17 protein-coding genes are annotated in these 17,381 nt (G+C 72.5%); 8 read left to right on the forward strand and 9 right to left on the reverse strand.

All coding sequences use genetic code 11. The features are described 5' to 3' along the window. Positions 1-167: 167 nt before the first annotated feature. A complete protein-coding gene (locus tag B9W62_RS13180; RefSeq protein ID WP_087807361.1) occupies positions 168-1,064 on the forward strand; it encodes an alpha/beta fold hydrolase in 897 nt (298 codons plus the stop codon). Between the two features lie 108 nt (positions 1,065-1,172). Here B9W62_RS13180 and B9W62_RS13185 read toward each other — a convergent pair whose 3' ends face one another. Next, positions 1,173-2,069, reverse strand: a complete 897-nt coding sequence (locus B9W62_RS13185; protein WP_179235471.1) for an NYN domain-containing protein — start codon at positions 2,067-2,069, stop codon at positions 1,173-1,175. A gap of 244 nt (positions 2,070-2,313) precedes the next feature. Here B9W62_RS13185 and B9W62_RS13190 point away from each other — a divergent pair, with 244 nt between their 5' ends. Then, the gene (locus B9W62_RS13190; protein WP_087807363.1) at positions 2,314-2,466 is read left to right on the forward strand and encodes a hypothetical protein; all 153 of its coding nucleotides are present in this window, start codon (positions 2,314-2,316) and stop codon (positions 2,464-2,466) included. Between the two features lie 64 nt (positions 2,467-2,530). On the opposite strand, the gene B9W62_RS13195 is transcribed toward B9W62_RS13190, so the two are convergent. The 3 genes from B9W62_RS13195 to B9W62_RS13205 all read right to left on the reverse strand — a co-directional run bounded on the left by B9W62_RS13195 (position 2,531) and on the right by B9W62_RS13205 (position 4,916). After that, complete coding sequence (locus B9W62_RS13195) at positions 2,531-3,136, reverse strand: MarC family protein (protein WP_076976158.1); 606 nt, start codon at positions 3,134-3,136, stop codon at positions 2,531-2,533. Positions 3,137-3,199: 63 nt separating this feature from the next. Next, positions 3,200-4,057, reverse strand: coding sequence for a PHP domain-containing protein (locus B9W62_RS13200; RefSeq protein WP_087807364.1), 858 nt, complete (start codon positions 4,055-4,057; stop codon positions 3,200-3,202). Positions 4,058-4,265: 208 nt separating this feature from the next. Further along, positions 4,266-4,916 carry a DUF6758 family protein gene (locus B9W62_RS13205; RefSeq protein ID WP_087807365.1) on the reverse strand — a complete coding sequence of 217 codons (651 nt, stop codon included), beginning with the start codon at positions 4,914-4,916 and terminating at the stop codon, positions 4,266-4,268. Between the two features lie 181 nt (positions 4,917-5,097). Here B9W62_RS13205 and B9W62_RS13210 point away from each other — a divergent pair, with 181 nt between their 5' ends. Then, positions 5,098-6,321: an MFS transporter gene (locus tag B9W62_RS13210; protein ID WP_087807366.1), complete on the forward strand. Its 1,224-nt coding sequence runs from the start codon at positions 5,098-5,100 to the stop codon at positions 6,319-6,321. A 49-nt stretch (positions 6,322-6,370) separates the two neighbouring features. On the opposite strand, the gene B9W62_RS13215 is transcribed toward B9W62_RS13210, so the two are convergent. Beyond that, the gene (locus B9W62_RS13215; protein ID WP_087807367.1) at positions 6,371-6,967 is read right to left on the reverse strand and encodes a suppressor of fused domain protein; all 597 of its coding nucleotides are present in this window, start codon (positions 6,965-6,967) and stop codon (positions 6,371-6,373) included. A 552-nt stretch (positions 6,968-7,519) separates the two neighbouring features. Between B9W62_RS13215 and B9W62_RS13220 the strand changes: the two genes are divergently transcribed. After that, positions 7,520-8,635, forward strand: a complete 1,116-nt coding sequence (locus B9W62_RS13220; RefSeq protein ID WP_087807368.1) for a magnesium and cobalt transport protein CorA — start codon at positions 7,520-7,522, stop codon at positions 8,633-8,635. 33 nt (positions 8,636-8,668) lie between these two features. Next, complete coding sequence (locus B9W62_RS13225) at positions 8,669-9,181, forward strand: hypothetical protein (RefSeq protein WP_087807369.1); 513 nt, start codon at positions 8,669-8,671, stop codon at positions 9,179-9,181. Positions 9,182-9,247: 66 nt separating this feature from the next. Here the strand turns inward: B9W62_RS13225 and B9W62_RS13230 are convergent, their stop codons facing one another. Further along, positions 9,248-9,985 (reverse strand): hypothetical protein, encoded by a 738-nt coding sequence (locus B9W62_RS13230; RefSeq protein WP_179235472.1) that lies wholly within the window; start codon positions 9,983-9,985, stop codon positions 9,248-9,250. Between the two features lie 283 nt (positions 9,986-10,268). Between B9W62_RS13230 and B9W62_RS13235 the strand changes: the two genes are divergently transcribed. The 3 genes from B9W62_RS13235 to B9W62_RS13245 are packed head-to-tail and all read left to right on the forward strand — an operon-like array spanning position 10,269 to position 13,337. Beyond that, positions 10,269-11,570: a magnesium transporter MgtE N-terminal domain-containing protein gene (locus B9W62_RS13235; RefSeq protein WP_087807371.1), complete on the forward strand. Its 1,302-nt coding sequence runs from the start codon at positions 10,269-10,271 to the stop codon at positions 11,568-11,570. Continuing rightward, positions 11,560-12,159 (forward strand): DUF1003 domain-containing protein, encoded by a 600-nt coding sequence (locus B9W62_RS13240; RefSeq protein ID WP_179235473.1) that lies wholly within the window; start codon positions 11,560-11,562, stop codon positions 12,157-12,159. The genes B9W62_RS13235 and B9W62_RS13240 overlap by 11 nt, the downstream gene beginning before the upstream one ends. A gap of 44 nt (positions 12,160-12,203) precedes the next feature. Continuing rightward, the gene (locus B9W62_RS13245; protein ID WP_087807372.1) at positions 12,204-13,337 is read left to right on the forward strand and encodes an Mrp/NBP35 family ATP-binding protein; all 1,134 of its coding nucleotides are present in this window, start codon (positions 12,204-12,206) and stop codon (positions 13,335-13,337) included. 94 nt (positions 13,338-13,431) lie between these two features. On the opposite strand, the gene B9W62_RS13250 is transcribed toward B9W62_RS13245, so the two are convergent. The 3 genes from B9W62_RS13250 to B9W62_RS13260 all read right to left on the reverse strand — a co-directional run bounded on the left by B9W62_RS13250 (position 13,432) and on the right by B9W62_RS13260 (position 16,951). Further along, entirely contained in the window at positions 13,432-14,103 is a 672-nt protein-coding gene (locus B9W62_RS13250) for a hypothetical protein (protein WP_179235474.1), read from the reverse strand. 230 nt (positions 14,104-14,333) lie between these two features. Continuing rightward, positions 14,334-14,819, reverse strand: coding sequence for a sec-independent translocase (locus tag B9W62_RS13255; RefSeq protein ID WP_087807374.1), 486 nt, complete (start codon positions 14,817-14,819; stop codon positions 14,334-14,336). Positions 14,820-14,965: 146 nt separating this feature from the next. Then, positions 14,966-16,951, reverse strand: a complete 1,986-nt coding sequence (locus B9W62_RS13260) for a trypsin-like peptidase domain-containing protein (RefSeq protein WP_373433736.1) — start codon at positions 16,949-16,951, stop codon at positions 14,966-14,968. Positions 16,952-17,381: the final 430 nt, after the last annotated feature.

Here is a 17,381-nt window from a genome sequence, read left to right on the forward strand (position 1 = left end):
CCAGACCGTCGGCCCGGTCCCGCGATCCACGCGGGGCCGGGCCGACGGCGTTGTCACCCCCGTGCCACCCCGTGCCACCCCATGCCGCCACCCCTGCCACCGCCCCTGCCACCCCGTGCCACCGCCCGTGTCACCGCCCGGCGGTCCCCGCCCGATAGCCTCTGTCCGTGAGCAGGAACGCCGCCTTCAGCCCGCCCCCGGACGCCCGCGCGTACCGACTGCGTACCGCGCGCGGTGAGTTCGCCGTCGTCGACTCGCCGGTGGCCGACGGGGTCGCGCCGAGGGGCGTGGTGATGCTGCTGCCCGGGTTCACGGGCAGCAAGGAGGACTTCACGCTGCTGCACCGGCCGCTCGGCGCACGCGGCTACCGCACGGTCGCCGTGGACGGACGGGGGCAGTACGAGTCGGACGGGCCCGAGCACGACGAGTCCGTGTACGCGCGGCCCGAGCTGGCCCGGGACGTGCTCGCGCAGGCCGCCGTCCTCGGGACGCGCGTGCATCTCGTCGGGCACTCCCTGGGCGGCCAGATCGCCCGGGCCGCCGTCCTGCTCGACGCCGCCCCGTTCCTGTCCCTCACCCTGATGTCCTCGGGCCCGGCGCGGATCTCCGAGTCGCAGCGGCAGCGGGTGAAGCTCCTGCGGGACGCGCTGGACACGATGACGATGGCGGAGGTCTGGAAGGTGATGCAGGCCATGGGACCGCCGGAGGAGGCCGGCGCCCCGGACCCCGCCCACGGCACGGAGGACCCGCGGCGGCTGCGCGACCGCTGGCTGGGCACCAGGCCGGCGCAACTGCTCGCCACCGGGCGCCAGTTGTGCACCGAGCCGGACCGTGTCGCCGAGCTGGCCGCCGCACCGCTGCCCTTCCATGTGCTGTCGGGCGCCTTCGACGACACCTGGCCGGTGCCCCTTCTGGACGAGATGGCGACGCGACTGAACGCGCGCCGTACGGTCGTCGCGGGCGCCGAGCACTCCCCCAACACGGACCAGCCCCTGCCCACGGCCCGCGCGCTGGCCGACTTCTGGGACGACCACCCCGCACCGCCCCGGCCGTACGTGCGCTGAGGCCGCGGCGGCGCTCCCGCGCCCCACTCCCCGCTCGCCGCGCCCCACTCGCCGCACCCCGCTCGCGGCTCGCCGCCGGACAGGCCCCAGGCACTCCGCGGACATGCCCTAGTACTGCGCCCGCAGATGCTCCCAGAAGCCGTCCCGCAGCGCCCGGCGCAGGTCGGCCTGGCCGCGCAGCGAGTACTGGAGCAGTCCCTCGGCCTCCACCAGCAGGTCCTGGTCCACGGAGCCGGGGAGGTAGGGGTGGCCCGGGAGCAGCTCCACCAGGGAGTCGCGCCCTCGGGACGCCAGCCACTTCGCCGCGATCTGCGCGCCCACGAAGCGGACGTCCTCGCGGCCGGGGCGCAGTGCCCCGGGCGCCTCGCCGGTGTGGGTCGTGCGCCGGGAGACGTACGGCTTGAAGAAGTCGAGGTCGAGGGTGCGCTGGCTGTCGACCTCCCAGAGCAGCGGCTCGGCCTGGTTGCGGCCCTCGGGGGCCTCGATGCCCCACAGGTGGACGCGGGCGCCGAACCCCTGGGCGGCCTCGACCGCCGACACGAGGTCCTCGTCGCCGCCGAGCAGGGCCGCGTCGCTGATGGCGCGGTGCCGGGCGAGGGACTCCAGGTCGGTGCGGATGAGGGAGTCGACGCCCTTCTGCTGGTTGTTGGCGTTGAGGTTGCCCAGGCGCACCTTGACGTCCGGCAGCTCGGCGATGGACTGCTGCTCGGCGGTGTGGATGCGGCGACGGGCGCCGTCGTACCAGTACACGCGCAGCAGGCGGCTGTCCGCGAAGATGGTCCGTGCCCGGTCGATGAGAGCCTCGATGAGCCCCTCGGCGTCCAGGTCGAAGGCCCGGCGGTCCTCGGTCCCGGCCACCAGCCGCCCCGCCGCCGCGTACAGATAGCCGGCGTCGACGAAGATCGCGTGGGTCGAGGGGGTCTTGGCCACCTCGGCGAGCATGCGCTGGAGCAGCTCGTTCGTGCGATCGATACGAGCGTTGAGGGGCGCGAGGTCGTCGTTCATCGCCTCCATTGTCCCGGCGGTCACGCTACGAACACAACCGGTCCCGGTCAGTCTTGTACGAGACACCTATCGCGCGGTAACAAGCCACTTATCTGTCAGTAATTAGTCGTGCGAAAAATTTCCTTAGCGTAGGGAATGTTTGCAGAGGGCATGCCGTTGATCCCTACGGAAGCCCGGGCACCGACGACCCAGGAGCCACACCAGTAGTTCTCCGCAGGAGGATGACCAGATCAAGGGAGAGGCCATGCGCTTTGAAGTCATGCGACTCGACGACGTCGACGGGACCCCCGTGGACACGACTGTCGTGGACGCCGCCTCCGTGAACCGCATCGTTCAGCAGGCCGCCGCCATCGGGCAGCGCCTGTGGATCCGCCCCGCCGAGCCCTCGGCCTTGTAGCGCGGACCTTCGCACACGAGAACAGGGCCCCGCACGGAACTCCGTGCGGGGCCCTTTCTCGTGCTCACGCGCCCTGGATCACCTGGGTGACCCCGTTGATGATCTGCTGTACGGCGATCGCGGAGAGCATCATGCCGGCGAGGCGGGTCACCAGGACCACACCGCCGTCCTTGATGACCCGGATGATCAGCAGCGAGTACCGCATCACCAGCCACAGCACCACGTGGATGGCGAGGATCGCAGCCCACACCGAGACCTGCGTGGTCACGCTGTCCGCCTTCTGCACGGCCAGGATGACCGACACGATCGCCCCGGGCCCGGCGAGCAGCGGCATGCCCAGCGGTACGAGGGCGACGTTGACGTCCTTGGTCTGCTTCGGCTCGTCCGTCTTGCCGGTGAGCAGGTCGAGGGCGATCAGCAGGAGCAGCAGCCCGCCCGCGATCATCAGGGCGGGCACGGACACGTGCAAATAGTCCAGGATCTGGTGCCCGAGCAGGCCGAACACCGTGATCACGCCACCGGCGACGCAGACCGCCTGGAGGGCCATCCGCTTCTGCACCTTGGCGGGGCGGCCGGAGGTCAGCGCGAGGAAGATCGGGGTGATCCCGGGGGGATCCATGATGACAAAAAGGGTCAGGAAAAGGGAGCCGAAGACGGCGACGTCGAACATGGGTGAGCTACTGGCCTTGCGGAGGAGTGGGAAAGGTGGAAGGGGTCGCGCGGGAGGTGAGGCTCAGGCCCCGCCGGCCCCCGGCACGGGGAACGCCCCGAACGCCCGTCGCGTGATCTCCCCGTACACCTCGGGGTCGGTCGTGTACTCGCCGAGCACACAGGTCTTCCGGCTGCCGTGGTAGTCGCTGGAGCCGGTCACCAGGAGGCCCAGTTCCTTCGCCGTCCCGCGCAGCCGCGCCCGCGTCGCCGCGTCGTGGTCCATGTGGTCGACCTCGATGCCGTCGAGCCCGGCGGCCGCCAGGCCGGCGATCGCGGCCTCGGGCACCGTGCGGCCGCGCTTGGCGGCGGCCGGGTGGGCGAACACGGCGACCCCGCCCGCGCCCTTGATCAGCCGGAGCGCCTCGAAGGGGTCGGTCTCGTGCTTCGCCACGTGCGCCCGGCCGCCGTCGGCCAGCCAGTCCTGGGTGAAGGCGTCGTTCACCGTCGGGACGACGCCCAGTTCCACGAGGGCGGTGGCCACGTGCGGCCGGCCGACCGAGCCGTCCCCGGCGATCCGGGCGACCTGCTCCCAGGTGACGGGCACGCCCAGTTCGTTGAGCTTGGCGACCATGGCCCGGGCCCGCGGCACCCGGTCGTCCCGGACCAGCTCGCGCTCGGCGAGCAGGGCGGGCTCCTCGGGGTCGAAGAGGTAGGCCAGCATGTGCATGCTGATGCCGTCGAGGCGGCAGGACAGCTCGGCGCCGGTGACGAGGGTGAGTCCCTCGGGCAGCTCGGCGGCGGCCTCGGCGTGGCCGCGGGTGGTGTCGTGGTCGGTCAGCGCGACGACGTCGAGACCGGTCGCGGCGGCCTTGCGCACGAGCTGGGCCGGTGTGTCCGTGCCGTCGGACGCGGTGGAGTGGGTGTGCAGATCGATGCGCACGACGCTGACTCCAAGCGGTGACGGGACGGACGGGGACGCTCAAGGATAACCGGAACTCGGCCCCCCGCCGTCACACCCGCAGCACCCCTGCACCCCCTACGCCCCCTGCCCCGCACGTCGAGGAACCCCCGCTACTCCCTGCCCCGCACGTCGAGGAACCCCCGCTACGCCCTGCCCCGCACGTCGAGGAACCCCGCGCGGCACGGCACTACGGCACCGTCGGCTCGATCAGCCGGGGCGACAGCGCCCCGCAGGGCACCAGGTCCACCTCGGCGCCCGCGTCGCGCAGGTCGGTCAGCACCAGCTCCTCGTACATCAGCAGCCCGGACCGCTCGGGCCACACGACGGCCCACAGCCACATGCCGAGGGCCTCCCCGGCGAAGACGGCCCGGTCGACCGGACCGCCGGAGACGTGCCAGAGGGGGGTGGGGCGGCCCGCGGCCAGGACCTTGACCTGGGGCGGCTTCCCGACGTCCAGGTACGGCCCGGGGTCGGGGGCGTCGAGGCCCGCGTACCGGGCGCCGAGGCCGACGCCGAGCTCCTCGGCGACCAGGATCAGCTCACCGATGCCCCCGAGCGGACCGGGTCCGGAGCAGGCGACGGCGGTGGCCCGGCCCCCGCTGCGGTCGTCGCCCGCGCAGGCCACGCCGGTGAACAGCCAGCCGACCGGCAGCGGCCAGGGCATCCACACCGGCACCTGCGTGCGGTGCACCACGACGCCGAGCGCCTCGACGCTGGGCGGGATCACGGGCTGGACCGGGTGCACGGTGCCGTGCAGGTCGCACTGCCAGAAATCGGCGAAGAGGCCGGGAGCCCTGACCCGGCCACCACACTTCGGGCAACTGGGTTCGCCCCTCATAGAGCCCCACGGTCCTACCCTCGCTCCCCCACGTCAAGGACGATCACCCATCCGGACGGAAGGGCTCCGACCAGGCAGCCCCCCGAACAACTAGGTGCATGTTGCATTAATTAGCGGAGCTAACTTACTATGTGTATACACCAACCATTTGGCATCGACCTCTCGGTATTGGAGAGCAAGCATGGATCCCTTCGACGCCGGTGCGGGCGGCATCCTGCGGCAGCCCAAGGCCGTGTGGGCGACCGCGGGCGCGTCCGTCGTGGCCTTCATGGGCATCGGGCTCGTGGACCCGATCCTCCCGTCCATCGCCAAGGGCCTGGACGCGAGCGCCGGTCAGGTCTCCCTCCTGTTCACCTCGTACTTCCTCATCACCGCGCTGGCGATGCTGGTCACCGGCTTCGTCTCCAGCCGCATCGGCGGGCGCAAGACCCTGCTGCTGGGCCTGGCCTTCGTGGTGGTCTTCGCGGGCCTCGCCGGCACCTCCGACACCGTCGGCCAGCTCGTCGGCTACCGGGCCGGCTGGGGCCTGGGCAACGCGCTGTTCGTCTCGACGGCCCTCGCGGTGATCGTCGGCGCGGCCGCCGGCGGGAGCGCCGCCGCGATCCTCCTCTACGAGTCCGCCCTCGGCCTCGGTATGGCCTGCGGCCCGCTGCTCGGCGCGCTGCTCGGCGACGCCAGCTGGCGCTACCCGTTCTTCGGCACGGCCTTCCTGATGGCGATCGGCTTCCTGTGCATCACGGTGTTCCTGAAGGAGCAGCCGAAGCCGGCCCGCAAGACCTCGCTGCTCGACCCGATCAGGGCACTGGGCCACGGCGGCCTCGCCTCCGCCGCGGTCTCGGCCTTCTTCTACAACTACACGTTCTTCACCGTGCTGGCCTTCACCCCGTTCGTGCTGAACATGACGCCGTACAAGTCCGGCGCCGTGTTCTTCGCGTGGGGCGTGCTGCTCGCCGTCTTCTCGGTGCTGGTGGCGCCGCGCATGCAGCGGCGGTTCGGCTCGCTCAAGGTGCTCGGCGGCTCACTGGTGCTGCTCGCGGCCGACGTCCTGGTCCTCGGCTACGGCAACCACACCGCGGCGATCGTCTGCACGATCCTGTCCGGCGCGTTCATCGGCGTGAACAACACCGTCTACACCGAGCTGGCCCTCGGGGTCTCGGACGCGCCGCGTCCGGTGGCGAGCGCGGGCTACAACTTCGTGCGCTGGTTCGCCGCGGCGGCCGCGCCCTACTTCGCGCCGAAGATCGAGGAGTGGACCGACGTCCACATCCCGTTCGTGGTGGCCGCGGTGACCGCCCTGCTCGGCGCGGTCGTGGTCGTCGTACGGCGTCGCGCGCTCACGCACGAGGCCGAGGAGCTGGAGCCGAGGCACGCCAGTGAGGACTCGGTCACGGTCTTCGCCAACTGACGAGACGGGGCCGGTGAGTTGCGTCACCCGGTCCCGTGACTCGGCTGCCTCAGTCCAGGGGGACGGACCTGCGGGACGGATCGCGCAGGTCCGTCCCGTGGTTCAGCCAGCGCTCCTGGAGGGCGGGCGCGCCGTGCACCCGTTTCCAGGCGGCCTCGTTCGGCGTCATCGGCAGCAGCGGCAGGAACCGCACGGGGTCCAGCGGGGCGTCCAGCTCCAGGTCCTCGACCAGGCCCCCCGGCTCGGCGACCAGCACCGAGGTGAACGGGGCCCCGGGCCACAGCGGCTCCCCGACGTCGAGGGACGCGCCGGGCGCCACGATCACACCCTCGACCTGCGGGGACGCGGCCAGTACGGCGAGCGGGCGGAGCACCTTGTCGGTGTCGGCCGCCCCGGCCCGCACGGAGAGCAGCAGCTCGGCGCGGGGGCCCTTGACCGGGTCGGCGAGCGCGGCCGTGGGGTCCGCCATGGGCTGGGCCGACATGCCGAGGGTGGCGTAGCGGACGACGTCGCCCTCCTGGCCGGAGGCGGGGAACCGCAGCACCTCGATGCGGTCGGTACCGAGGAAGGTGACCGCCGCGCGCGCGTCCGGCTCGCCCAGCGCACTGTGCAACCGGGCCTCGACCAGAGGAAGAACATCAGCCATGCGGCGAGCATAGAACTCGTCCTGAAGAGGCAAAGCGGCGCCTTGACACGTCGCACGGCTGGTACTGTGGGCCAGCGGTTCGGGGCAGCACGCAGCGCGTCGCGATCAAGCCCCCGACGCTGTGAACTCTCCCCTACGGGGAACCCCTTCAAACAAGGGGAATGGATCGTCCCTCACGAGGGACCGACCGGAGGAGGTGGGCGGCATGGACCGAAGTCGACCGTGCAGTACCACCCGCTCTTCCGACCGCTGACGCGGCTGTTCCGGCCTTCCTGCCGCAGCGTCTCCTGCGCGCCTTCCCACGGAAGAGCACTTCGTCCCGTTTTTTCCTGATCTTTTGTCTGATCCGATCCATCGATGCGTTCACCGTCGATCCGCGTCGACCGCATCGATCCGTGTCAGCAGCTGAATCAGCAGCGAAGTCGGCCACCGCGACGGCGCGGTGCCCCCCGCTTTGTGGACGCGCCGAGCACGCGTGGTCAGGACGTCCTCATTCCGGGTGGTTCCACCCGTCACCGGCCTCGTTCGCTGCCTGCCGCGAAGGAGCCTGCCATGTCGATGATCCGTGACCTGCGCGCCGCGGTCCGCCCGTCCCGCGTCTCCCTGCACAAGGACAGCGGCCCCTACGACACCACCCGGGACCCGGCGGCCACCTCGGCCGTCGTCGACTGCGCCGTCTACCGCGACGGCCGCCGCGTCGAGACCGACGTCCCGCTGACCCCGCACACGGCGATGCGCCAGGTGCGCCGCGACGGCGGGTTCGTGTGGATCGGTCTGCACGAGCCCACCGAGGACGAGTTCGCCGGTATCGCCCGGGAGTTCGGGCTGCACCCGCTGGCCGTGGAGGACGCGGTCCAGGCCCACCAGCGGCCCAAGCTGGAGCGCTACGACGACTCCCTGTTCACGGTGTTCAAGACCGTGCACTACGTCGACCACGACCAGCTCACCGCCAACAGCGAGGTGGTCGAGACCGGTGAGGTGATGTGCTTCACCGGGCGGGACTTCTTCATCACCGTCCGGCACGGCGGGCAGGGCTCGCTGCGGGCGCTGCGCCGCCGGCTCCAGGAGGACCCCGAGCTGCTGCTCAAGGGCCCCTCGGCGGTGCTGCACGCCATCGCCGACCACGTCGTCGACGGCTACATCGCGGTCGCCGACGCGGTGCAGGACGACATCGACGAGGTCGAGACGGAGGTGTTCTCGCCGGGCCGCAAGGGCAGCCCGCGCGGCACGGACGCCGGCCGGATCTACCAACTCAAGCGCGAGGTACTGGAGTTCAAGCGGGCGGTGGCGCCGCTGCTGCGTCCCATGCTGCTGCTCAGCGAGCGGCCGATGCGGCTGATCGACCCGGAGATCCAGAAGTACTTCCGGGACGTCGCCGACCACGTGGCGCGGGTGCAGGAGCAGGTCATCGGCTTCGACGAACTGCTGAACTCCATCCTCCAGGCCAACCTGGCCCAGGCGTCCGTCGCGCAGAACGAGGACATGCGCAAGATCACCTCGTGGGCCGCGATCATCGCCGTGCCGACGATGGTGTGCGGGGTGTACGGCATGAACTTCGACCACATGCCGGAGACGCACTGGAGGTACGGCTATCCGCTGGTCCTGTCGATCACGGTCGGCATCTGCCTGGGCATCCACCGCACGCTCAAGCGCAACGGCTGGCTCTGAAGCCGTGCCCGGGCCCCTGGATAGGCTGAGCGCATGACAAGCGAGCTGCTGGCACAGGTCCTCGTCGAGGAGGCCACGAAGAAGTCCGGGCTCATCTGGGTCAAGGGCCCCGGGGTGCCCGCCCGGGCGCTGTGGCACGTCTGGCACGAGGGCGCGGCCTGCGTCGTCGGCGACGGGCCGGGCGAGCAGCCGCTGCCGGGGCTGTCCGACGGGGCGGCGGCCGAGGTGACGGTGCGCAGCAAGGACAAGGGCGGCCGGCTGGTCTCCTGGGCCGCGCGGGTCGTGGAGCTGCCGGCCGGTTCCGAGGCGTGGCAGGCGGCCGTCGGCGACCTCAAGGGCAAGCGGCTGAACGCCCCGGACGGCGAGGCCATGACCGACCGCTGGGCCCGCGAGTGCCGGGTGCTGCGCCTGGAGCCGACGGGGACCACAGCGCCGCTGCCCGACGCCTCGCTGGCCGAGGCACCGCTGCCGAGCCCGGCGACGACCCGGCAGCCGGCGCCGGCAGGGCTGCCGCGCCTGCTCCTGAAGCGCCGCAAACGGCGCTGAGGGCGCTGACGGCGCTGACGGCGCTGACGGCCGCGGGCGGCCGCGGGCGGCCGGCCGCGGGAGGTCTCAGGACGACGGCAGTTGCTTGCCGTAGTCCAGGGTCTCGTCCTTGGCCGGCTGCTCCAGCGCGAAGTCCTTGTTCCAGTCCGAGAAGCCGATCGTGCCCGCGCTGCCCGCCCGCACCAGGCGCAGCGGGTAGGGAGTGCCCTCCAGGGAGACGTCCAGCGAGCCGCCGTCGCCGTCGTCGCCGGTGATCCGGATGGTGCGCACGCCCGCCTGCTCGTGGCGGCCGTCCGTCTTCACCGTGCCGTGCAGGGTCAGCAGACCGCCGAGGAGGACGTCCTTGTCCGTGAAGCCGCTGAACTTCTTGTACACGGGGTCGCTCTGCGGCACCTTCACGTACTTGCCGGCGAGCTTGTCGGCCGCCTTGGCGTCGCCGTCGTCGTGGCTCCAGAACCCGGCGTCGGCCTTGAGGAAGAGCTGCTCGCCGACGCGCAGCAGTCCGAACGTGGTCCCCTGGGCGGCGACCGAACCGGTCCCGCCGTCGGCCTTCAGCCGCATGTCCAGGGTGTACCTGTTGCCGCCCGCGTCCACCGTGCCGTGCAGGCGCACCGTGTCGGCGGCCTGCGCGGCCGCGCCGGCCTTCGCCTGGATCTTGTCGGCCGGGAGCTTCCCGATCCCGTTGGTGCCCGCGTCGGGGTCCTCGCCGCTGCATCCCGTCAGCCCGGCTCCCGCCACGGACAGGGCGCACACCGCGCCCAGCCAGGCGGCCCTGCGGATTCGGCGCCGGGGAGTCACAGACACAGGGAGGACTGCCTTTCTGACAGGGCGGACACGGGGCCGACGGACGTCGGCGGCGAACCGACCGGGCCACGGCGCAGCGTACCGGGGCCGTGCGGGGCGAACGGACCCAGTCCGTCCGGACCGGCCACCAGGGCGAGGCCGATCGGGACGGGCTAGCCTGAAGCGCGTCCGAGCGGGCAATTCGGAAAAGAGACACCGTACGAATCAGCCTTCACGCACTCCCACTCGACTTTCACGCACTCCCACTCGACTCCGCGCAGCGTGAGGAAAGGAGGCCGCGGCCATGGCAGCGGGCGCCCCCCGGATCTTCGTCTCCCACCTCTCCGGCATCGCCGTCTTCGACCCGGCCGGTGACCAGGTGGGACGCGTCCGCGATCTGGTCGTCATGCTCCGCGTCGGCCGCAAACCCCCGCGCGTCCTCGGGCTGGTCGTCGAACTCACCACCCGCCGCCGGATCTTCCTGCCCATGACCCGGGTCACCGGCATCGAGTCCGGCCAGGTGATCACCACCGGCGTGCTCAACGTCCGGCGTTTCGAGCAGCGGCCCACCGAGCGCCTCGTCTTCGGCGAGCTGCTCGACCGGCGCGTCACCCTCACCGAGACGGGCGAGGAGGTCACGGTCCTCGACCTGTCGGTGCAGCAGCTGCCCGCCCGCCGGGACTGGGAGATCGACAAGGTCTTCGTCCGCAAGGGCAGGAAGGGCGGCGCCTTCCGCCGCAACAAGGGCGAGACGCTGACCGTGGAGTGGTCCGGCGTCTCCGGGTTCTCCGTCGAGGAGCAGGGGCAGGGCGCCGAGAACCTGCTGGCCACCTTCGAGCAGCTGCGCCCCGCCGACCTCGCCAACGTCCTGCACCACCTGTCCGCCAAGCGCCGCGCCGAGGTCGCCGCCGCCCTCGACGACGACCGGCTGGCCGACGTGCTGGAGGAGCTGCCCGAGGACGACCAGATCGAGATCCTCGGCAAGCTCAAGGAGGAGCGCGCCGCGGACGTCCTGGAGGCGATGGACCCCGACGACGCGGCCGACCTGCTCGGCGAGCTGCCCGAGGCGGACAAGGAGCGGCTGCTGAGCCTGATGCAGCCCGACGACGCGGCCGACATGCGGCGCCTGATGGCGTACGAGGAGCACACGGCCGGCGGTCTGATGACGACCGAGCCGATCGTGCTGCGGCCCGACGCGACCGTCGCCGACGCCCTGGCCCGCATCCGCAACCCCGACCTGTCTCCGGCGCACGCCGCCCAGATCTACGTCTGCCGGCCGCCCGAGGAGACGCCGACCGGCAAGTACCTGGGCACGGTGCACTTCCAGCGCCTGCTGCGGGATCCCCCGTACACGCTGGTCGGCTCGATCCTCGACGACGACCTGCAACCCCTGGAGCCGGACGCCGCGCTGCCCGTGGTCGCCGGGTTCTTCGCCGCGTACGACATGGTCGCGGCGCCCGTCGTCGACGACTCGGGGGCGCTGCTCGGCGCGGTCACCGTGGACGACGTACTGGACCACATGCTTCCCGACGACTGGCGGGAGACCGAGTACCACCTGGACGACACGGCCGAGGCGACGGGGGAGGTGGGCGCCGATGGTGCCTGAGCGCGAGACGACGACCCGGGAGCGCGCCACGTCGGGGGCCACCGCGTCCTCCCGTGCCCGGGCCCGCCTCGACCAGCCCCGCGCGCCGCGCCGCAGGCTGCTGCCCGAGTGGGACCCGGAGTCCTTCGGCCGGCTCTCGGAGCGCGTCGCGCGCTTCCTGGGCACCGGACGGTTCATCGTCTGGATGACGGTCGTCATCATCCTGTGGGTGGTGTGGAACGTGTCCGCGCCGAGCGGGCTGCGCTTCGACGAGTACCCGTTCATCTTCCTGACGCTGATGCTGTCGCTCCAGGCCTCCTACGCCGCCCCGCTGATCCTGCTCGCGCAGAACCGGCAGGACGACCGGGACCGGGTCAACCTGGAGCAGGACCGCAAGCAGAACGAGCGGTCGATCGCGGACACCGAGTACCTGACCCGGGAGATCGCCGCCCTGCGCATCGGGCTCGGCGAGGTCGCGACGCGGGACTGGATCCGCTCCGAGCTCCAGGACCTCGTCAGGGACCTGGAGGAGCGGCAGAACGGCCATCACCCCGACCGCGGGGTATTCCCGGCGGATCGGTCCGCGGGGCGTGACGTACGCGACCGCTGACGGGGCTTTCCGTGCCCCGTGGGCGGCGCCGTACCATCGACCCCATGGCTACGGAAGACGCGGTGCGCGAAGCACTGGCGACGGTGAACGACCCCGAGATCAACCGGCCCATCACCGAGCTGGGGATGGTCAAGTCGGTGGAGATCGGTGCGGACGGAGCGGTCGCGGTCGCCGTGTACCTGACGGTCTCCGGCTGCCCCATGCGGGACACCATCACGCAGCGCGTGAGCGACGCGGTGGCGCGGGTCGAGGGCGTCACGCGCGTCGACGTCGAGCTGGACGTGATGAGCGACGAGCAGCGCAAGGAGCTGGCCACCGCGCTGCGCGGCGGGCAGACCGAGCGCGAGGTGCCCTTCGCCAAGCCGGGCAGCCTGACCCGGGTGTACGCGGTGGCGTCCGGCAAGGGCGGTGTCGGCAAGTCCTCGGTGACGGTGAACCTGGCGGCCTCGATGGCGGCCGACGGCCTGAAGGTCGGTGTCGTGGACGCCGACATCTACGGCCACTCGGTGCCGCGCATGCTGGGCGCCGACGGGCGGCCCACCCAGGTCGAGAACATGATCATGCCGCCTTCGGCCAACGGCGTGAAGGTCATCTCGATCGGCATGTTCACCCCGGGCAACGCGCCGGTGGTCTGGCGCGGCCCGATGCTGCACCGCGCGCTCCAGCAGTTCCTGGCGGACGTGTACTGGGGCGACCTGGACGTCCTGCTGCTGGACCTGCCGCCCGGCACCGGCGACATCGCGATCTCGGTGGCGCAGCTCGTGCCGAACGCCGAGATCCTGGTCGTGACGACCCCTCAGCAGGCCGCCGCCGAGGTGGCGGAGCGGGCGGGCGCGATCGCCGTGCAGACCCACCAGAAGATCGTCGGCGTCGTCGAGAACATGTCGGGGCTGCCCTGCCCGCACTGCGGCGAGATGGTCGACGTCTTCGGTACCGGCGGCGGGCAGACGGTCGCCGACGGCCTGACCCGCACGACCGGCGCGTCGGTGCCGGTTCTCGGCGCCATCCCGATCGACGTGCGGCTGCGCGAGGGCGGCGACGAGGGCAAGCCCGTCGTCCTGTCCGAGCCGGACTCCCCGGCGGGCGCGGCCCTGCGCTCGATCGCCGGCAAGCTCGGCGGCCGCCAGCGCGGCCTCTCCGGGCTGTCGCTGGGGATCACGCCGAAGAACAAGTTCTGACGACCCGTACGGGACGCTCGTACGGGACCCGCGTACGGCACGCAGGGGCGCTGTCCGGCAGGACGGCGCCCCTCGTCGTACGCGCGACCGACGGCTAGGCGTAGGCCGCGATGTCCTTGACGACGGCGAAGGCCAGCCCGTACGCGCTCATGCCCCGCCCGTACGCGCCGAGGTGGACGCCCTGCTCGGTCGAGCCGGCCAGCACCCAGCCGAACTCGGACTCCCGGTAGTGGAAGGGCGTCGGCACGCCGTCCACCGGGAGAGACAGCGCCGTCCAGTCCTCGCCGTCGAGGTCGTCCGCGAGGACCCACGCGGTCTCCGTCTGCTGCTCCAGCCAGTCGTCGCGCAGCGAGTGGTCCATCTGGCCGGGCCAGGTGAAGGACAGCAGGCCCACTCCGGCGAGCCAGGCCGCCGAGGACACCGAGGTGGCCTCCAGCAGGCCGGTGCCGTCGGCGCTGCGCCGGTCGGGGTTGGCCGCGACGGTCACGACGACCGCGAACTTCTCCTTGGCGTCCTGCTCGTCGCCCGCCACGTGCTCGTTGCGCACCGACGGTTCGTCGCCGTGCCCGATCGAGCCGTGCTCCACGGCCCCGTCGGCCGCCGTACCGATCTGCATCAGCCAGCGCCGTCCCGTGAAGGCCTCGTCGAGGCCGTACCACGGGAAGGGCGCACGCAGGTAGCCGTCGACCGTACGCCGGCCGGAGGGGGACTGTGGTCCGCCCTCCGCGGCCGGCGCCTGCGCGACTGCCCGACTCGTCGTCTCCATGTGCCCGGACGCCTCCTCGCTCTCGTCGGGCCGGAACGGCCCGCCCCCCTTCGGGCGCACTCGTCCGGTCCGCACAACAACTCGGGCAGCATAGCCACCCCGCTGGCGGCAGCCGGGAAATCGCCCGGCGCGTGAGCCGCGCGGGCGTCGCCTTCGGGGCCTGTGCGCCCCGTCCGGAGTATGAGACACGTCACGTTCGCGGCCGACGGGCCGGCCGCGGACGGGTGGGATCAGGTGGCGTCCATGTCGAAGGGCGGACGGTCGTCGCCGGGCTTGTCGGTCCTGCCCGGCGTCTCGGGCTTCTTCGACATGTCGATCCGACCGCCGCCGGAGCCGGAGGACGCGGAGGACGACGATCCGGACGACGAAGATCCGGACGACGACGATTCCGGGTCACGGCCGTGGACCGCGTCGGTGACCTCGGCCATCTCCTTCTTCAGGTCGAAGCCGTTGCGGATCTCCTTGAGCCCCAGCTCGTCGTTGTCCAGCTGCTTGCGGAGGAACGTCTTGGGGTTGAGGTCCTCGAACTCGAAGTCCTTGAACTCGGGGCCCAGCTCCTCGCGGATGTCCTGCTTGGCGCTGTCCGAGAACTCCCGGATCTTCCGGATGGTGCGGGTCACGTCCTGGATGACCTTGGGGAGCTTGTCCGGACCGAAGACGAGCACGGCGAGGACGACGAGCGTCACCAGCTCGAGTGCGCCTATGTCATTGAACACCTGAAGCTCCTTGGGATGCCGGGCCGCCACCACGGTACCCGCCGACCCCGTCCGACCGGTACTGTCCCGAGAGCCCTGACTGGGTGTACGTGACCGCTTTCCGAATTATTTGCCTTCCTGGCACGTTGTCGGGGCCTTCCGGACGGTCAGTCGCCGCCGGAGGAGCCGAGTACCAGTGAGACCTTCGTCTCCTTGCCGCCGCGTTCCAGGGTCAGCTCCAGGCGGTCGCCGGGGCGGTGGGCGCGGGTCTTGACGATCAGTTCCTCGCCGGAGTGCACGCGCTGCCCGTCGACGGCGGTGATCACGTCCCCGGGCTTGATGCCGGCCTTGGCGCCGGGGCCGCCGGTGGTGACCGCGGGGCCGCCGTCGCCGTCCTTGGCGCTCACGCGGGCGCCGTCACCCGTGTAGTTCATGTCGAGGGTGATGCCGATGACCGGGTGGGTGGCCCTGCCGGTGTTGATCAGCTCCTCGGCGACGCGCTTGCCCTGGTTGATCGGGATGGCGAAGCCCAGCCCTATCGAACCGGCCTGGCCGCCGTCCGACTCGGCGCTGCCGCTGTCGGCGGAGCGGATGGCGGAGTTGATGCCGATGGCCCGGCCCCGCGTGTCCAGGAGGGGGCCGCCGGAGTTGCCGGGGTTGATGGGCGCGTCGGTCTGAAGGGCGTCGACGTACGAGACGTCACTGGCGTCGCCCTCCTCGCCGCCCGCGGTAATGGGCCGCTCCTTGGCGCTGATGATGCCGGAGGTGACCGTGCCGGCCAGGTCGAACGGGGCGCCGATGGCGACGACGGGGTCGCCGACGCGGACATTGTCGGAGTTGCCGAGGGGCATGGGGGTGAGGCCGGTGACGCCCTTGACCTTCACCACGGCCAGGTCGTACCCGCTGTCCCGGCCGACGACGGTGGCCTCGGCGGTGTCGCCGCTGTTGAAGGTCACGGTGATCTCGCCGCCGGAGCCGGCCGGCTCCACGACGTGGTTGTTGGTGAGGATGTGACCGCGGTCGTCGAGGACGAACCCGGTGCCGGTGCCGGCCGCCTCGCTGCCGCTCACGTGCAGGGTCACCACGCTGGGCAGGGCGCGCGCGGCGATGCCGGCGACGCTGTCCGGGTCCCGCCCGGCGGCCTCGGGTCCGGCCTGGGGCAGCTCCACGGTGCCCACACCGCCGTTCCGTTCCAGGTGGGCGCCCACGGCGCCGCCGATGCCGCCGGAGACCAGGGCGATGAGCAGCGCCCCGCCGACGAGCACCTTCGCGGCCGGACGCCGTCGCCGCCCGGGTGCGCGGTCGGCCGCGTCGTGGTGCTGGGCCGCGGCCCAGGGGTCGTAACGCCCCCACGGATCGGCGGCGGGTTCGGCACCGGCCGCCGGGGCCGCCGGCCCGGCCCACGGGTCGGAGGGCGGCGCGGCGGACGCCGCGGCAGCCGCCGGGGCGAGGGGGTGAGGCGCAGTGTCGTACGCCGGAGCGACGGCGTGGGGCGCCGTGTCGTACGCCGGGGCAGCCGCCGGGTGCTGCCCCTGTGCGGCCCGCTGCACCGGAGGCGGGGCGTCCGCGAACGCCGGGTCGGGTGCCGCCCCGGGAGTCGGGGACACCGACGACGCGCTCGGGGGCGGAAGCGGGGCCGGGGCGTGCGAGTCCGCCGTCGCGGACGGGACCGGGGCAGGCGGCACCGACGCCGTCACCCTGCCGTGCGCCGGGGTGGGCCCCGCGTGCTGCCCCCGCGCCACCGGAGGCGGAGCGTCCGCGAACGCCGGGTCCGGCACCGCGCCCGGAGGCGGAGACACCGGCGCGGGTGCGGGTGGTGACGCCGTGCCGTGCGCCGGGGTGGCCGCGGGGTGCTGAACCGGCGGCGCGGGAGCCCATGGACCGGGCTCCCCGTACGGCGGGGTGCTGTACGGATCAGGTTCGTGCAACGGCTTGGGCCGCTCGACGCCGGACGAGCCGCCGGCGTCCGATACGGACCCAGCCGTGCCGTCAGCGGCAGGCACTGCCCCGGGCGTGACATCGGCAGCCGGTACGGACCCGGACGCGCCGTCGGCGAGCCACGCGGAGCCAGCCGTGGCGTCGGCGGCAGGCGCGGCCCCGGGCGCGGCATCGGCAGCCGGTGCGGAGTCGGGTCCCGTGTGGGGTGGCGGCACCGCGTCCGCCGGCGGGGTGGCGAGCCGGTTGCCCTGCCGGGGGAGACCGGCGTCCTGCGGCGGCTCGGGGATCTCGGCGCCTTGCTGCCGCTGAGGACCGGAGGAAAGGCCGTCCCGCCCGAGCCCAGCGGCCTCCGCCGGCTCGGGGGCGCCGCCGCCCGGCTGACGGTGCGGGTCCGGGGCTGCCGCGGGGTCGGCGTCGCGGGCCGTGCGGGGGTGCGGGGGTGCGCCCGTCGGATCGTCGCGCTCGGGCGTGGGCAGGTCCAGCTCGTAGTCGCCGTCGTCGGTCGCGCGAGGTGCCGCCGGGCGTTCCAGCTCGAAGTCGCCCCCGTCGGCCGCCCGGTCGCCGGGGGCCGTGCCCGTGGTGTATGGCGGGCGGGGGCGTTCCAGTTCGAAGTCGCCGTCGGGTGCGTCTTCGGACGAGCGGGGA

Source organism: Streptomyces sp. CS113 (assembly GCF_002188365.1).
GTDB lineage: Bacteria > Actinomycetota > Actinomycetes > Streptomycetales > Streptomycetaceae > Streptomyces > Streptomyces tendae.

Bases quoted from the DNA above. Each gene is read 5' to 3' on its own strand.
- B9W62_RS13185 (WP_179235471.1), bottom strand. From the start codon at position 2,069: ATGAACGACGACCTCGCGCCCCTCAACGCTCGTATCGATCGCACGAAC.
- B9W62_RS13190 (WP_087807363.1), top strand. From the start codon at position 2,314: ATGCGCTTTGAAGTCATGCGACTCGACGACGTCGACGGGACCCCCGTG.
- B9W62_RS13195 (WP_076976158.1), bottom strand. From the start codon at position 3,136: ATGTTCGACGTCGCCGTCTTCGGCTCCCTTTTCCTGACCCTTTTTGTC.
- B9W62_RS13205 (WP_087807365.1), bottom strand. From the start codon at position 4,916: ATGAGGGGCGAACCCAGTTGCCCGAAGTGTGGTGGCCGGGTCAGGGCT.
- B9W62_RS13210 (WP_087807366.1), top strand. From the start codon at position 5,098: ATGGATCCCTTCGACGCCGGTGCGGGCGGCATCCTGCGGCAGCCCAAG.
- B9W62_RS13215 (WP_087807367.1), bottom strand. From the start codon at position 6,967: ATGGCTGATGTTCTTCCTCTGGTCGAGGCCCGGTTGCACAGTGCGCTG.
- B9W62_RS13220 (WP_087807368.1), top strand. From the start codon at position 7,520: ATGTCGATGATCCGTGACCTGCGCGCCGCGGTCCGCCCGTCCCGCGTC.
- B9W62_RS13225 (WP_087807369.1), top strand. From the start codon at position 8,669: ATGACAAGCGAGCTGCTGGCACAGGTCCTCGTCGAGGAGGCCACGAAG.
- B9W62_RS13235 (WP_087807371.1), top strand. From the start codon at position 10,269: ATGGCAGCGGGCGCCCCCCGGATCTTCGTCTCCCACCTCTCCGGCATC.
- B9W62_RS13240 (WP_179235473.1), top strand. From the start codon at position 11,560: ATGGTGCCTGAGCGCGAGACGACGACCCGGGAGCGCGCCACGTCGGGG.
- B9W62_RS13245 (WP_087807372.1), top strand. From the start codon at position 12,204: ATGGCTACGGAAGACGCGGTGCGCGAAGCACTGGCGACGGTGAACGAC.
- B9W62_RS13250 (WP_179235474.1), bottom strand. From the start codon at position 14,103: ATGGAGACGACGAGTCGGGCAGTCGCGCAGGCGCCGGCCGCGGAGGGC.